The sequence below is a fragment of the Peptostreptococcus russellii genome (genome assembly GCF_003012055.1).
In the GTDB taxonomy this organism is placed as follows: Bacteria; Bacillota; Clostridia; order Peptostreptococcales; family Peptostreptococcaceae; genus Peptostreptococcus; species Peptostreptococcus russellii.
Map to the genome: position 1 here is coordinate 98008 of NZ_JYGE01000004.1, position 16375 is coordinate 114382.

13 protein-coding genes are annotated in these 16375 nt (G+C 31.8%); 1 reads left to right on the plus strand and 12 read right to left on the minus strand.

Annotated elements, in window-relative coordinates; genetic code table 11:
• Positions 1-92: 92 nt before the first annotated feature.
• On the plus strand, positions 93-2030 hold the full coding sequence (locus UF10_RS05560) for a D-alanyl-D-alanine carboxypeptidase family protein (protein WP_242969062.1): 1938 nt from the start codon (positions 93-95) through the stop codon (positions 2028-2030).
• A gap of 290 nt (positions 2031-2320) precedes the next feature.
• On the opposite strand, the gene UF10_RS05565 is transcribed toward UF10_RS05560, so the two are convergent.
• The 12 genes from UF10_RS05565 to leuS form a co-directional block, all read right to left on the minus strand.
• Positions 2321-2644, minus strand: coding sequence for a DUF2325 domain-containing protein (locus UF10_RS05565; RefSeq protein ID WP_106776843.1), 324 nt, complete (start codon positions 2642-2644; stop codon positions 2321-2323).
• Positions 2645-2916: 272 nt separating this feature from the next.
• Positions 2917-5592 carry a cation-translocating P-type ATPase gene (locus tag UF10_RS05570; RefSeq protein WP_106776844.1) on the minus strand — a complete coding sequence of 892 codons (2676 nt, stop codon included), beginning with the start codon at positions 5590-5592 and terminating at the stop codon, positions 2917-2919.
• A gap of 374 nt (positions 5593-5966) precedes the next feature.
• Complete coding sequence (locus UF10_RS05575; RefSeq protein ID WP_106776845.1) at positions 5967-6884, minus strand: WYL domain-containing protein; 918 nt, start codon at positions 6882-6884, stop codon at positions 5967-5969.
• Positions 6885-7191: 307 nt separating this feature from the next.
• Entirely contained in the window at positions 7192-7569 is a 378-nt protein-coding gene (locus tag UF10_RS05580; RefSeq protein WP_106776846.1) for a RidA family protein, read from the minus strand.
• A gap of 127 nt (positions 7570-7696) precedes the next feature.
• Positions 7697-8914 carry a threonine ammonia-lyase gene (gene ilvA / locus UF10_RS05585; protein WP_106776847.1) on the minus strand — a complete coding sequence of 406 codons (1218 nt, stop codon included), beginning with the start codon at positions 8912-8914 and terminating at the stop codon, positions 7697-7699.
• 279 nt (positions 8915-9193) lie between these two features.
• Entirely contained in the window at positions 9194-9580 is a 387-nt protein-coding gene (locus UF10_RS05590) for a YhbY family RNA-binding protein (protein ID WP_106776848.1), read from the minus strand.
• Positions 9581-9681: 101 nt separating this feature from the next.
• Complete coding sequence (obgE, locus tag UF10_RS05595) at positions 9682-10962, minus strand: GTPase ObgE (RefSeq protein WP_106776849.1); 1281 nt, start codon at positions 10960-10962, stop codon at positions 9682-9684.
• A 165-nt stretch (positions 10963-11127) separates the two neighbouring features.
• The gene (gene rpmA, locus UF10_RS05600) at positions 11128-11418 is read right to left on the minus strand and encodes a 50S ribosomal protein L27 (RefSeq protein ID WP_106776850.1); all 291 of its coding nucleotides are present in this window, start codon (positions 11416-11418) and stop codon (positions 11128-11130) included.
• Between the two features lie 13 nt (positions 11419-11431).
• Positions 11432-11749: a ribosomal-processing cysteine protease Prp gene (locus UF10_RS05605; protein ID WP_106776851.1), complete on the minus strand. Its 318-nt coding sequence runs from the start codon at positions 11747-11749 to the stop codon at positions 11432-11434.
• A 6-nt stretch (positions 11750-11755) separates the two neighbouring features.
• Positions 11756-12064 (minus strand): 50S ribosomal protein L21, encoded by a 309-nt coding sequence (gene rplU, locus UF10_RS05610; protein ID WP_106776852.1) that lies wholly within the window; start codon positions 12062-12064, stop codon positions 11756-11758.
• Between the two features lie 197 nt (positions 12065-12261).
• Positions 12262-13224, minus strand: a complete 963-nt coding sequence (locus UF10_RS05615; protein ID WP_106776853.1) for a DMT family transporter — start codon at positions 13222-13224, stop codon at positions 12262-12264.
• A 459-nt stretch (positions 13225-13683) separates the two neighbouring features.
• Positions 13684-16104 (minus strand): leucine--tRNA ligase, encoded by a 2421-nt coding sequence (gene leuS, locus UF10_RS05620; RefSeq protein WP_106776854.1) that lies wholly within the window; start codon positions 16102-16104, stop codon positions 13684-13686.
• Positions 16105-16375 lie beyond the last annotated feature (271 nt).

The following is a 16375-nucleotide window of genomic DNA, read 5'->3' on the forward strand; positions in this document are numbered from 1 at the left end:
CAAATATGTCTTATAAAAGGTATATTTAAGCAATTTTATATTTTTTTATAAACAAGATTTGATGTATTAGTACAATGCATCCTATAAAAATTATGCTCAAAAAATTTATTTCCATTTTTTCAGCAACTATACTATGTGTAGCTTTATTATCTAGCTCTGCAGTAGGTGTTTTTGCAGATGAAAAAACTGAATTAGATTCATTACCGTCAAAACACATGATTTTGATGGACTATAATTCTGGAAAGGTATTATATCAAAAGGATGCTGATACAAAAATGTATCCTGCCTCAACTACCAAAATTTGGACTGCCTTTTGTGTTCTAAAAAAAGCTGATGATATCAATGAAATTATAGAGATTAAAGATATGCCCACAGTGGAAGGCTCTAGTATGTATCTTGAAGATGGAGAAAAATTCACTTTATTAGAGCTTTTACAAGCCCTATTGATACACTCTTCAAATGACGTTGCTTATGTTTTGGCTAAACACTACGGAGACGGCAATGCTGACAATTTCATTAAGTATATGAATGAAGAAGCAAAAAAATATGGTGCGATGAATACTCATTTCAACAATCCACATGGTCTTCCAGATGAACAGCATTATACAACTGCTCTAGATATGACTAATCTTTCCAGAGTAGCTTTTGGTAATGAAACTATCAAAAAAATTGTTTCTACAAAAGAGGTTAGCTTCAAAAAAAGCGATAATTGTAAGCTTGATAGACAAATGTTTAATAGTAATAAATTCCTATCTTCCAAGCAAAATATGGAGTATAAAGGTAAAGAAATTCCTATCAAGTATGATATAGTTGATGGAATAAAAACTGGATATACAGATGATGCTGGAAATTGCCTAGTATCATCTGCTCAAAAAAATGGAGTTAGATTAGTGGCTGGAGTATTTGGCTCTCCAGGTGGTAGTTTATATCACGACTCTAGATCTGTCTTAGATTATGGATTTGATGGATTTAAAACAGTTACCGTTTTTAAAAAAGAAGATATGAAAGGTGAGAAAAAACTCAAATTTTCTAAGCCTTCTTCAGTGAAATACAGTATTGCAAATGATTATATAATTACAATACCTAAAAATGATAACAGTTCAAAGAAAAACTATAAAACTAAGTTAAATTTTGAAAACTTGAAAATGCCAATTAAAAAGGGTGATATAATAGGTACACTAAATGTCTTTGAAAATAGCGAAATGGTATCTAGTATAGGCCTAGTTGCAGAAAGTGAGTCAAAAACATATACACAGTATATGATGAGCGTTCTACCTTTTGGAAATTCTAAAAAGAAAGAAAAGAAGGAAGATACTTCTAGTAAGAAGGCTGAAACATCTAAAAAAGAAGACTCGAAAAAGAAAAAAGAAAACGCTAGTGGTGATAAGAATTCTAAAGACTCAAATAATGAAAGTAAAGCAACTGATAAAGTAAAAACTGAGGTTTCAAACTCATTTAACGGTTTTATCGGTATTTTCTATGGTATAGGAGATTTCTTTAAGAATGCCTTCTCATCTGACTTAGTAAAAACTTTTGAATCTAGCAATTTTTATAAATTTTTAGATAAACAAATAAGCAGTAAAATTAAAATTATACCATCAAAGTTTATTATTTTCGGAATACCTATTATAATTATCCTTGCTGTTATAATGCTTATTATAGGAATAGTAAGAGATAGTTTTAAAAATAATTCTGATAAAAAAGAAAAAAAGAAAAAAAGAAAAAAAGAAAGAGAAGATAGAAAAAACAGAAAATCTAAGAGAGAAAAAAAGAAAGAAAATAAAGCTGAAATGAATGTTGAGGATATAATTCCAATGGATCCTGATCAGCCTACTTCTAGCAATAAAAAGGATGAAAATAAAAGTCCTAAATCTAAAGAAAGAAAAAAGTTAAACACTAAAGAAAAGTCTACTTCAAAATCGAATGATATCTATAAAGAAAGTACAGTAGATGCCAAAGAAAGTACAGCAGATTCTTCTGCCGATACAAAAAGAATACCAATCGTAAAAGATTCTGATTCAGAAAAATAATAAAAAAAGACTAGGAATTAATTCCTAGTCTTTTTTTTCTATTCAAAATTTTAATATATACTCATTTTTACTAATATCTGGTACTTTACTAATACTACTCTTATTGACAAGATACTTTGCTTTTCATCAATTCTAATCTCTAGTAATATTTTTCACTTATTCTTTTTCAAAAAACTAGGGATAGCATCTAAAACCATTAAATAAATCTCTAGTATCTAATGATATCAAAATTACTTTATAAAACTTTTATTTTAGTTTTTACAATACTTAAATAGTCTATCAAATACTAATTAATTATTGATACATTTTTTACAGTCAGCACAATTTCCCAAGCAATTTTCAACATCTTCAAGACATTTATTAAATGCTACTTTACTACTATTTTTGTGTCTTATTATTGGTATGGACATTTTTTTAGCGTGTGACTCTACAATTTTTGTCATCTTATGTGATACAGTAGAAGTCAGTATTACTATAGCATCTGGACTACCTATCGAATTTTTTACCTTGCTAGACATTGTTGTATATACTTTTGTCTTATAACCCTTGCTTTTTGCCAACTTATAATAATCTTTCTCCATTCTTTCATGACCACCAATCACCAATAAACTCATAAATTACCTCCTAAAAATATTTTTCTAATAAACTATACTCGCTAATAATGAATAAGTAAAATCTTCCTATGGGTTTTAAACACTTTTATTTAATCTAGAACTTAATTACTATTCACTTTATTTTTAATCTAAATAGGGAGGTTGATAACAATTATCATCCTCCCTATTATAATATAATTTTTTTCGAGATTTGTCAAGTCTTATTGATACTCTTTCTTAATTAGAAATGATTTTCTATAAATTATTTTTATCTCTTTTATATATCTTTTATATTATTTTCTAAACTTTTTAGTTATTTCCATACATAATACCGCTCCTAAAGAAAGACCTACTGCTATAGCCAATTCTCTAATTGAGTATGACATTGGTATTGCAAATATAGGTCTTATAGCTGGTAATAATACTAGCCCTAAAAGCAATAAGCAAACTAATACTGCATAAATTACATATTTATTTGAGAAAAATCCTGCAGAAAATGCACTATTAAAGTCAGATCTACAAGCAAATGTTTGGAATGTTCTAGCTAGAAGAAGCGTTGTAAATGCCAATGCTACTCCCATCTGTGAAGATGTTTGCATACCTATATACTGTGCTATTATAGCTGCTATACCTACAAATACACCACGTGACAATATAGATTGAAGTGTGCCACCGCCTAATAGACCTTCATCTTTTTCTCTAGGCTTTCTATCCATTATTCCCTTTTCTGGCTTTTCCATTCCCAAAGCAATCGCTGGCAATGAGTCATTTACCATATTTATAAATATTAGCTGAAGTGCTGTATAAGGATTTGACCAATCAGCAAACACAGCAAATAATATGGATATTATTGCTCCTAGATTTCCTGAGAATAAATATGTTATTGATTTTTTAATATTACTGTATACTGTTCTTCCAACTTCTACTGCATCTATTATACTAGCAAAGTTATCATCCATTAGAACCATTGCAGAAGCATCTTTAGCTACTTCTGTCCCACTTCCCATAGCAATACCTATGTCAGCATTTTTAAGCGCTGGTGCATCGTTTACACCGTCTCCTGTCATAGCTGTAACTTTATTTTTTCTTTGCCAAGCAGCGACAATCCTAATTTTATTCTGAGGTGATACTCTTGCATATACACTTATTTTTTCTAGGTCTTTGTCCAACTGTTCATCACTGATATTATCTAATTCTTGTCCAGTATAAGCTATATCTCCATCTTCAAATATACCAATCTCTTCTGCTATTGCTACAGCAGTTGTCTTGTGATCTCCTGTAATCATAATTGGCTTAATACCCGCTGACTTTGCTTTTTCTACAGCGTGTATTACTTCTTTTCTTGGAGGGTCAATCATTGCTATAAGACCTATGAATATAAAATCTTTTTCATAGTCTAAATCAATAGAAATATCTTCGTCCATTACTTTATATCCAAAAGCTAATACTCTAAGTGCTTTTTTTGAATAGTTTTCATTTTCCAATTTGATATTTTCTAATATATCACTTGTCATATCTATTACTTCATCGCCCTGTAATACCTTTGTACATCTTGACAATAGTATGTCTGGAGCACCCTTTGTAAACATAATTTCTTTTGAGTTGATATTATGAGAAGTAGACATTAGCTTTCTATCTGAATCAAATGGAATTTCTTGAAGTCTAGGATATATATCCCTTACTCTATTTGTCAAATATCCTGTTTTATCAGCAAATACTGTTAAGGCTACCTCTGTTGGATCACCCAATTCCAAGCCGTCCTCTTTTACCACTGAGTCATTACATAGCGCTGCTGCATAATTTATCATTAGCTCTGAAGACTCTTTGTCCATAGAAATATCTTCTATCGCCTTTTTTTCTTCTACTTTAATCGACTCTGATTTGCTGGCATCTTTATATGTATAATATTCTACAGCTGTCATCTTGTTCATTGTAAGAGTTCCAGTTTTATCTGTACATATAACAGAAGTTGAACCCAATGTTTCCACAGCAGGTAGTTTTCTTATTATTGAATTTTTCTTCGACATCGTCTTTGTTCCCGCAGACAATACAATTGTTACTATTGATGATAATGCCTCTGGAATAGCCGCAACAGCTATGGCAACTGCAAACATAAATGAATTAAGTATTACCTGCTTCATATCTGCTCCAGCACTGTGCCTAGTCGCTCTAAATACCTGTATTGCAAATATAAATATACACATAGCTACTATTGCAATACCTAGCTTTTTAGAGAAATGTTCAATATTTGACTGAAGTGGTGTTTGTTTTGTTTCTGTACTTTCCAAAAGACCTGCTATTTTACCTATTTCTGTATCCATACCAGTACTTGTACACAGATATGTTGCTCTACCATTTACAACCATTGATGTTGAATATACCATATTGATTCTGTCGCCAACGCTACACTCTTCGTCTATTTTTTCTATATTCTTTTCTGCTGGCTCTGATTCACCTGTAAGCATACCCTCTACAATTTTCAGAGATTCTGCTTCCAAAAGTCTACCATCTGCTGGTACGTAATCTCCAGCTTCTAATAAGACTATATCCCCAGGTACAACTTCAGTTGAAGATATAGTTATCTTTTCGCCATTTCTTATGACCTTGGCATTTGGAACAGACATTTGTTTCAAGCTATTTATAGATGATTCCGCCTTTTTAGTCTGAACAGTTCCCAAAACAGCATTTAATATCAATACTAAAAATATTATGAGTGATTCTACTACCGAACCTGTTGCTATTTGTATTAAAGCTGCAACTATTAGGATAATGACCATAGGATCTTTAAAACTTTCTAGAAAAATTTTCCAGGTTGGATCCCCCTTCTTTTCTCTAAGTTCATTCTTACCATATTTAGATAGTCTTTTTGAAGCTTCATCATCATTAAGTCCCTCTTTAAAAGAATGGAGCGAATCTAATGCTTCTTCACTACTCATCATATAGTATTTTTCATTTAAATTACTTTTCATAATTTCCTCCTTAAAATAAGATTGTTATTACTCTTGTAAAATGGTTCTGGCGAGTACTATAATTATTATATTCTTCCAACTCTATTCTTAACTAAGGTAAATACACAATAGTAAAAATATCTAGATAGTTCTTTATAATAAAAAAAGCCCGACCTCAAAACTTCAAAATAGGCATACTTCACCTACTTGAAAGTCTCGCTGCCAAGGCATAATAATCCTCGTTCCACTACCCGAGTATCATAAGATACCGTCCTGACGAATAATGGCTGTACTTGGGTGTACATCGCTACTCCCCTTCTACACATTAGTATATAATAATTATTAGTAATTGTCAAAATATAATCCTAAATTTAACTAAATATTATATTAAAAATTTAGTTATCAAGTTGATCAATCAAGCCTATAGCCTTTTTTAGCCTTAACTCCATAGTATCCCTAAGAGACTTTGGGCTCATTATTAGGACCTTTTCTAGAAATTGAAAGAAATATACTTCAGCCTGTGCTTCTGTACATTCAAACACTTTTATATGATTGTCTTTTAACTCTGTTTCATCTAATTTTAAAATTTTATTTATTTCTTTGTTTTTATACATTGTTTTTTTGTCTACTTCAAGTGGCCTATTCAATGTGATTTTTTTTAGACTCTTTAATCCATCATCATTAAATTTTATTTTTACATACTCGCCATAAGACAAAAATGCATCAAAATATTTGTCAACTCTTTTTAGTATCCCATTGTTTTTCTGTTCTAGCTCTGACTTACTAGCCTTGACTTCTAAAATCCTAGAAATCCTAAAGCTTCTAAAATCTTTTTTCTTTTTACAATAAGCTACTAAATAATTATATTCCTCTTTCGGTGTAGTTTTAATCCTATAAGGCTCCACTATTCTATATTCACCCTTAGCATCTTTTAAGTATTTAATTTTTAATGACGACTTATTAAATATTGCATTTTTTATGTCTCTTACTGTGCTGTTGAATATTATTAATTCACGAATATTCAAAGGCTTTGATAGATAGGAAACAATATATCCTCTCAAAATCTCAGATTGATGCCTATCTTTTTGCTCATTTATTATATTATTCCACTTGCGCTTATTCCTTTTATTTATAAGAACATTTACTGTTTTATTTTTTCTTTTATCCTTATCAATCTCGCTATAGGCTGGAACTAAATCTTCGCTACTTTCTATTAACCTATTTATAAAGGTATTAAATTTTAAATCATAATTTTTTAATTCTCTCTCTATTCTCTCATGAACATCCTTTTCAATAGTTAGTCCAACCTTCATATCAATCACCTCACATCAATTATACAATTTATGATATATGACTTCAATACCCAACATTTTTTGAAATATTGTTATATATATTTCCCATATATTAATTATTTATTTTTTTTATTTATTCCCTGTAAGTACTGCTATAACTTAATTATTGGAAGAAAATAATATTTTTTTAATTCTAATAAATTTTTCTTTTTAATAATAAATATTTATTAGAATATTTACACAACTAAAACTTTACATAACTAAAAAAGTGTGGGAGATAAATCTCCCACACCAAATATTTTAATCCAATAGTATATTAAATATATAATTATAATACTACTAAAACTTCTATTTCTACCTTAGCGCCCTTTGGTAATTCCTTTACAGCTACACAAGATCTAGCTGGCTTATGATCTCCAAAGAAATCAGCATATACTTCATTTACTCCACCGAAGTCTGCCATATCAGTTAGGTAAACTGTAGTCTTAACTACATTAGTTTCCTTAGCACCTGCTTCAGTAAGTACAGCCTTTACATTCTTTAAAGCCTGAGCTGCCTGAGCCTTTATATCTCCCTGTACTAATTCTCCAGTTTCTGGCACTAGTGGAATCTGACCTGAACAATATAATATATTACCTTCCTTTATAGCCTGTGAATATGGACCAACTGCTGCTGGAGCATTCTTTGTAAATAATACTTCTGACATATTGATTTCCTCCTAATTTGTTTTATGTTCTTATTATATACTTATTTTATTAAAAAATCAAGCTGTTTTCCTTTGCTATACATCTTTTAAATAAGCCTTTTTCTATTTTATTCTATTTATTTGAATTTTATAGATATTCTGCCTTTATTCCATTTTCTATAAGTGCAGATTTTATTATATTTATTTGATCAAAGCTTACTGTTTCTACAGTTGCTTCAACTATTTGCTTCTTAATATGCTTACCAGTAGAAAGCTTGTCCTGATTTATACTTAAAACATTTGCTCCATTTTCTGCAAATATAGATACAAACTTTGCAAGAGCTCCTGGTTCATCTGCTAATTCAGCTACAACACTTAATCTTCTTCCCTGTTCCTTTAATGCAACGCTCATTATTCTATATAAAGTGTTAATGTCTATATTTCCACCTGATACTACACATACAACATTTTCACCCTTTACTGGCTTATACTTACCAGATAATAATGCTGCTGTACTTACTGCACCAGCTCCTTCACTAACTAACTTCTGATTTTCCATCATAAATAGTATTGCTTCAGCTATTTCTTCTTCAGTAACAGTTATTATTTCATCAACCTTATTAGATATTATATCAAATGTTAAATCCCCTGGTGTCTTAACAGCTATACCATCTGCTATTGTTACATCGTTAAATGCTGAAGTAACCTTTCCTGCTTCATAAGAAACCTTCATAGATGGGATATTACAAGTCTGAACTCCTACTATCTTAACGTCTGGCTTTAGCCCCTTAAGAGCTGTAGCCACACCTGCTACTATACCACCTCCACCTACTGGAACTAATACAGTGTCTACATTTCCATCTAGCTGTTCGAATATTTCTAAACCAATTGTTCCCTGTCCAGCAATTACTTCCTTATCGTTGAATGGTTCTAGGAAAGTAGCTCCTGTCTTTTGCTGAATTTCTACTGCCTTAGCATGAGCATCATCATATACATTACCATGAAGTACAACTTCTGCACCGTAGCTCTTTGTTGCTGCTACCTTTGATACTGGAGCTGTAGCTGGCATACAGATTGTTGCCTTTATTCCAACATTCTTTGCACTTAAAGCTACACCCTGTGCATGGTTTCCTGCACTTGAAGCTATTACTCCATGAGCTTTTTCTTCATCTGTAAGATTAGCAATCTTATTACATGCACCTCTTATTTTGAATGAACCAGTTCTCTGTAAGTTTTCACACTTATACCAAACCTTTGCTCCTGTCTTTTCAGATAATCTAACATTTTCAAGAAGATCAGTCTTTAAAACGATATCCTTGATAGTCTCTTTTGCTCTTTTTACATCAGCTAATGTAACATTTTCCATTTTCTTATCTCCTTTTTCCCGAGTTATACAAACACCCGTACCTAAAATTATTATTATTTTCTTGAGTTATACAAACACCCTTTTTGTGCAAACTATGATTTAATTAAGAAAATATTTTCCTGAAATTTAACATTTTTTCAAGCATTTTCTTTAAAATATAATTTGCCTACGTATTTAATATAATACTATCAGACAAAAATTTCAACATCAAATCGATATTTTTTATATTTTTCTTCAAAAAAAATAATAATCGGTATAATACCGATTATTATAATAAGCTTATTTTCTATTTCTCTTAGCTAATTCACTTGCCTGTTTTTTAGTAATTCTTCCACTCTTTGTTTCTCCCTTTTTCTTAGCCTTCGCAGGTCCATGTCCAGGGAAAAGAATCTTAGGTTCATCTACATTTTTCTTATAAACTGTAAATCTATTACCTATTGACTGTACATACTCAGCTCTTATAGCCTCACAAACTTCATTTGCTGCTTCCTTTGCATCTAATCCAGCCGTTTCCAGTATAGTTACCTTTACAAGTTCTCTTGCTCTTAACTGATCGTTTAACTGAGTCAAAAATTCTTCAGTTATGCCTTCCTTACCAATCTGAGTGGTTGGTTTAGTCGTATTTGCAAGAGATCTCAAATATGAACGTTTCTTTCCGTTTAACATAATTTCACCTTCCTAAATACCATTACTTATGGTCATTATCTATTATTATCAAAATTAAAACTTAATTAAAAACTATAAATATTTTAATTCTTTATTTTCATTTAGTTATAAAATTCAAACTCTAACTCGTATATTTTAACGGTATCACCATCTTCTATTCCCATTTCTCTAAGCTTATCGAATACTCCTCTTGATTCCATTTGTTGCTGGAAGAACTGTAGAGATTCCATATCTTCAAAGTTTACAGAATACATTATTCTTCTTAACTCTTTACCTGATACCACATAGATTCCGTGCTCATCAACTTCTACCTTTAGTCCTTCTTCTTCAGTATCATCAAGTTCTGGTCTGTAGATTTCATCATCTGAAACAAGTTCTATCTCTTCAGCATCTGCAAGTATAGCAGATACTCTATCAATTACCTGATCAACACCATCTCTTGTTGCTGCAGACATTTTAAATACTTCATATCCTCTATCTTCCATAGTTTTCTTGAAGTTATCATATACTGACTCATCATATAATAAGTCCGCCTTATTTGCTACTACAAGCTGTGGTCTAGAAGCAAGTTTTTCATTGTAAAGACTTAATTCTTGGTTTATCTTATCAAAATCTTCAATAGGGTCTCTTCCTTCTACTCCAGATATATCAACTATATGAAGCAAAACCTTAGTTCTCTCAACATGTCTAAGAAATTCATGTCCAAGCCCTACGCCATCTGAAGCTCCTTCTATTATTCCAGGAATATCTGCTATTACAAAACTATCTCCATGTCTAGTCTTTACTACTCCCAAATTAGGTGTAAGTGTTGTAAAGTGATAGTTTGCTATTTTAGGTTTTGCAGAAGTTACTACTGAAAGGAATGTTGATTTTCCTACATTTGGAAATCCTAATAAGCCCACATCTGCAAGCATCTTTAACTCTAGTGTTATCCAACGCTCTTCTCCATCTGTACCAGACTTTGCAAATGCTGGAGCCTGTCTTACTGCATTTGCGAAATTAAAGTTACCCTTACCGCCAAATCCGCCTTTAGCAACTACTACAGAGTCTCCTTCATTTCTTAAATCTGCTATTATAAGACCCGTCTTTTCATCTCTAACCAAAGTCCCCTCTGGAACTTTAAGAACTAGATCTTCACCATTTTTACCAGCTCTATTTCTTTTTGATCCATCTTCACCACTTTGTCCAGAATATTTTGTCTTATATTTAAAATCCATTAAAGTTCTAAGCCCTGTATCTGCTACAAGTTTAATACTTGCACCTTTTCCACCATTTCCACCATCTGGACCACCAGCTGGTACGTACTTTTCTCTTCTAAAAGAAACCGAACCGTTACCACCGTTTCCAGCCTTAACAAATATCCTAGCCTTATCTATAAACATATGCGCCCCTCCTTTTCAAAATAATTTATATATTTATCTTATAACTTAGTATTTTATATATATTATATCCACACTATATAATCTATAATCTAATTTTACAGTATGAAAATTTGTATATAATTTAAAAATAGAGCTATCAATTATTTGATAGCTCTATAGCTTGTATTATTCAGCGATTTCTACTGGATATATACTAACTCTCTTTCTCTTCTTGTCTAATCTTTCGAACTTAACTTTACCGTCTACAAGTGCGAATAGAGTATCATCTCCACCCTTACCAACGTTAGTTCCTGGATGTACCTTAGTTCCTCTTTGTCTTACTAGTATAGAACCAGCTGTAACAGTCTGGCCATCAAATCTCTTGACACCTAGTCTCTTAGAGATAGAATCTCTACCATTCTTAGAAGAACCTACTCCCTTCTTAGATGCAAGAAGCTGTAAATTCATTTTCAACATCTGGAGTCACCCCCTACTTCTCAAATATTTTTATATTTTTTGGATATTCTCTACTTATTTCCTCTAGTGCAAGCCTTAAATGTTGTAATAGAAGTTGAGATTTTTCTATATCACTGTCTTTTACTAAACAAGATATTAACCCTTCTTCAGCAATTACCTTATTAAAACTTACTTTCTGTAGGTTTTCTAGTGAATTAATTACAGCAACAGAGTTGCTAGTAGCGGCCGAACAAACTATATCATATCCAAATTCGTCATAGTCTGCATGACCTTTTAATTCAAAACCTTTAATTTTAAAATCGTTGTTATAAAAAAATGTTACCTTAATCATATACGATTATGCGTTGATCTTCTCAACTACTAACTTAGTATATAGCTGACGGTGACCATTCTTTCTTCTGTAGTCCTTCTTTGGCTTGTACTTGTAAACGATAATCTTCTTATCCTTACCCTGCTCAAGAACCTTAGCCTGAACATTAGCACCTTCAACTACAGGAGCTCCTATTTTAAGCTCACCATTGTTAACAGCCAATACCTCATCTAAAGTAACAACATCACCTTCGTTAGCTTCTAACCTCTCAACGAAAAGAACATCTCCTTCAGAAACCTTATACTGCTTTCCTCCAGTTTTTACTATAGCGTACATATATACACCTCCTCGTTTCAAACTCGCCGGATCAGGTATCTATTTCAGGTATAAATATCTGTAATAGAATTTCAATGCCGAGCACTGTTTACACGTGCAGCTACCCTTCCCGTGCGGCAATTACCTTATCATTATACTAAATTGATTTTAGTATGTCAATGTATTTTTTAAAGAATCTATTTGTTTTTATTTTCATTTCACTGTGCTAGCTCTCGATTTTCTCCATTTTGACCAAGTTCTTCTACTTGTTTGCTTTTTCTTAAAGGTAATTGTACTTGAGCTATTAGTACAGATATTACCATCACTATACAGCCGACTATTTCTCTACTACTTAATATTTCTCCTAGGAACAACACTCCTGCTACTGCCGATACCCCTGCTTCCATACTCATTATTAATGAAGTAATTGTTGGAGGAAGATTCTTCTGTGCAATAATTTGAAGAGTAAATCCAACACCACTTGATAATAAACCAGTATATAAAATTGCAACGAATGCAGCCTTAACACCTAATAAAGTTGTAGTTTCTGTTGCAAGCATTGCAACCAAAGACAATAGTCCACTTGTCATAAACTCAACCATTGATAACTTTATTGCATCAACTCTTGGTGCAAATATATCGATAATCACTATCTGTAGTGCAAAAAAGATAGCTGATAAAAATACTAAGAAGTCACCTTTTTCAATAGCGAATCCTTCTTTTATAGACAGCATATATATTCCTATGCATGCTATTGCAACGCATAACCACATTTTTGGAGTAGTTTTTCTACCATAAAATATTCCCATTATAGGTACCAACACTATATACATAGTAGTAATGAATCCAGCTTTTGACGCTGTAGTACTTACCATTCCTACCTGCTGTGTACTCATAGCCAAAAATAATGCAATCCCTGCTAAAACACCACCTATAATTAATGACTTGCTACTGAATTCTGACTTGTCTACCTTATGACCAATTCTCTTGTTCCTTAGCTTGAAACTAGTACTTACTATCAATAAAAATGTTAAACTTAATAAGCACCTAAAAAAGTTAAAGGCGAACGGACCAATATGTTCCATTCCTGTTCTTTGAAATACAAATGCAAAACCCCAAATAACTGATGTTAATATCATTAATAAAGCACTTTGAGTTTCTTTTCTCTTCTGCATGTTCATAATAATTCCTCCTTCCAATTACTAAAAATTCTCAAATAAAAAGGGCATCGCTGACGCAATCACCCTTTATAATCATATCCACGTATTCTTTTCACAACTCAATATTATCATAATTTATTAGCTTATTCAACACCTTCAAGAGAAATATTTTTTTCTAGCAGCTATACCTAACTTGTAATAAAATATCTATAACTTTAGTTATTTTGCTTTTTTTTTCTTAAAGATAATCATTCTTATTCTTTTTTATCTTAAAATTAAATGTTTTTCAATTTTTACAAAATTAAATAAAGAGGTTTAATTGATAGCTTTCACTACTAATTAAACCTCTTTTTTTGAAAAACTTTTAAATATCAGGACTACTAATTTTTTTTTTAAATATTTTCATCTAGAAACTAGATATTTTTAATAATCTTAATTTTTAAAAATATACTCTAAAGTAAATGTTTTTTGCAACTTTTATTACTTTATTACAATATTTACTAACTTTCCTGGTATTGCAATTACCTTTACTATATTTTTATCTCCAATAAAGTCTTTTACCTTTTCATCTTCAAGAGCAATATTTTTCATATCTTCCTGAGTAACACCTGTTGGAGCTAATACTTTGCTTCTAACCTTACCATTTACCTGAACAACAAACTCTATTTCATCTAATACAAGAGCTTCCTCATCATATTTTGGCCAAGCTATATCAAATACGCTTCCTTCTTTTCCTATTTTCTCCCAAAGCTCTTCTCCTAAATGAGGAGCAAATGGAGATAATATTATTACAACCGCTTCTAAAGCTTCTTTGATAACTGCATCGTTTCGATTATCAATTTCCTTATACTTGTAAATATCATTAATCAATTCCATCAATGATGCGATTGCAGTATTAAGACCAAACTTACTACTCAAATCGTCAGTAACTTTCTTTAGAGTTGAGTGAGTCTTGGCTCTCATATCTCTATCCTCTTTTGTTAATTCGCCAAGCTTTATGTCAGATTTAGCTATATACTCTAGCTCATCTAATAGTCTATATACTCTGTTTAAGAATTTGAAGCATCCTTCTACTCCCTTATCTGACCAGTCAAGATCTCTCTCTGGTGGTGCTGCAAACAATATAAATAGTCTTGCAGTATCCGCACCGTATTCTTTTATTATTTCCATTGGAGATACTATATTACCTTTAGACTTACTCATCTTTGTACCATCCATAAGTACCATCCCCTGAGTTAAAAGATTTTTAAATGGTTCTGTATGTTTAGTCCAACCTAATTTGTTAAATGCCTTTGTAAACCATCTAGAATATAGTAGATGTAGTATTGCATGTTCTACTCCTCCTATATACTGATCTACTGGAAGCCAATGATCTACTAAATCAGTATCAAAAGCTTCTTCTGTATTTTGACTATCAATATATCTCATAAAGTACCAAGATGAATCTATAAATGTATCTATTGTATCAACTTCTCTTCTTGCAGGCTTTCCACACTTAGGACAACTACATTCTTTAAATGACTCAGATGTAGCAAGAGGAGATTCACCCTTACCTGTAAATTTAACATCTGTTGGAAGTAGTACTGGAAGATTTTCTTCAGGAACAGGAACTATTCCACAATCATCACAGTATATAATAGGTATAGGACAACCCCAATATCTCTGTCTAGATATTAGCCAGTCTCTTAATCTATAGTTTGTAGTCTTTTTTCCTCTTCCTAGCTCTTCAAGTTTTTCAACAATTGAATCAAATGCTTTATCTTTATTCATTCCATCAAATTCACCTGAATTTATCATATTATCATCTTCGTCAATTACAGGAACTATTTCTAATTCATACTTACTAGCAAAATCTTCATCTCTTTCATCATGACCAGGAACTCCCATTACCGCACCTGTACCATAATCCGCTAAAACATAATTTGCTATCCAGATAGGCATCTTCTTTCCTGTTAGAGGATTTGTTACTGTTCTTCCTATAAATCTACCTTCTTTTTCTAGCTCTGTAGATTCTCTTTCTACCTCAGTTATAGCATGAAGACTCTTCAAAAACTCATCTAATACTTCCTCATATTCAGTTCCTTGAACTAACTCTCTAGCTATCTTAGATTCTGGTGCAAGTACCATAAATGTTGAACCATAAATAGTATCAGGTCTAGTTGTATAGACAGTTATTTCCTTGTCCATATCATCTACCTTGAATGTAACATTGGCTCCATAACTCTTACCTATCCAGTTTTTCTGCATAAGCTTTACCTTTTCTGGCCATTCATCAAGCTTATCTAAATCCTGAAGTAGCTCTTCAGAGAATTCTGTTGTCTTAAAGTACCACTGTTCTAATTCCTTTTTATCTACAATAGAATTACATCTTTCGCATTCTCCTTGAACTACCTGTTCATTGGCAAGAACTGTTTCACAAGATGGACACCAGTTTACATATGAGTTTTTCTTATATGCAAGGCCTGCTTCTAAAAACTTCAAGAAAATCTTCTGTGTCCACTTATAGTATTCTGGAGTAGACGTTGCAATTTCTTTGTCCCAATCATAGCTAAGACCTAACATACTCAACTGATCTCTCATTTCATCGATATTTGACATTGTCCACTTATGAGGGTGTATGTTGTTTTTAATGGCTGCATTTTCAGCTGGTAGTCCAAATGAGTCCCACCCCATTGGATGTAATACATTATAACCTTCCATTTTTTTGAATCTAGCTATAACGTCTCCTATTGAATAGTTTCTTACATGACCCATATGTATTTTTCCTGAAGGGTAAGGGAACATCTCTAGACAGTAATACTTTGGCTTTGATGTATCTTTTACATCCATTTTATACTGTCCACTTTCCTTCCATACTTTTTGCCACTTTTCTTCTATTTGCTTAAAATTATAAGTGCTCATTTCTTCCTCCTTAAATTGCTAATAAATGTTTCTTAATAATAAATCTATAAAATTTCCTAATAATGACTTAATCGCAAAGTCCTAAAGTATAAACTTTAGAAAATAAAAAAAGCCCGTCACTAAACATTTCTGTTTAGGGACGAGCGTATTCTCGCGGTACCACCCTAATTAGCCTAAAAGGCTCTCTTGGATTAGTCTATAAGCCAACTACGGCTATATGGTTCTATCGACAAGTTCAATCTCTAAAACTACTATCCTCCCAGCAACGATA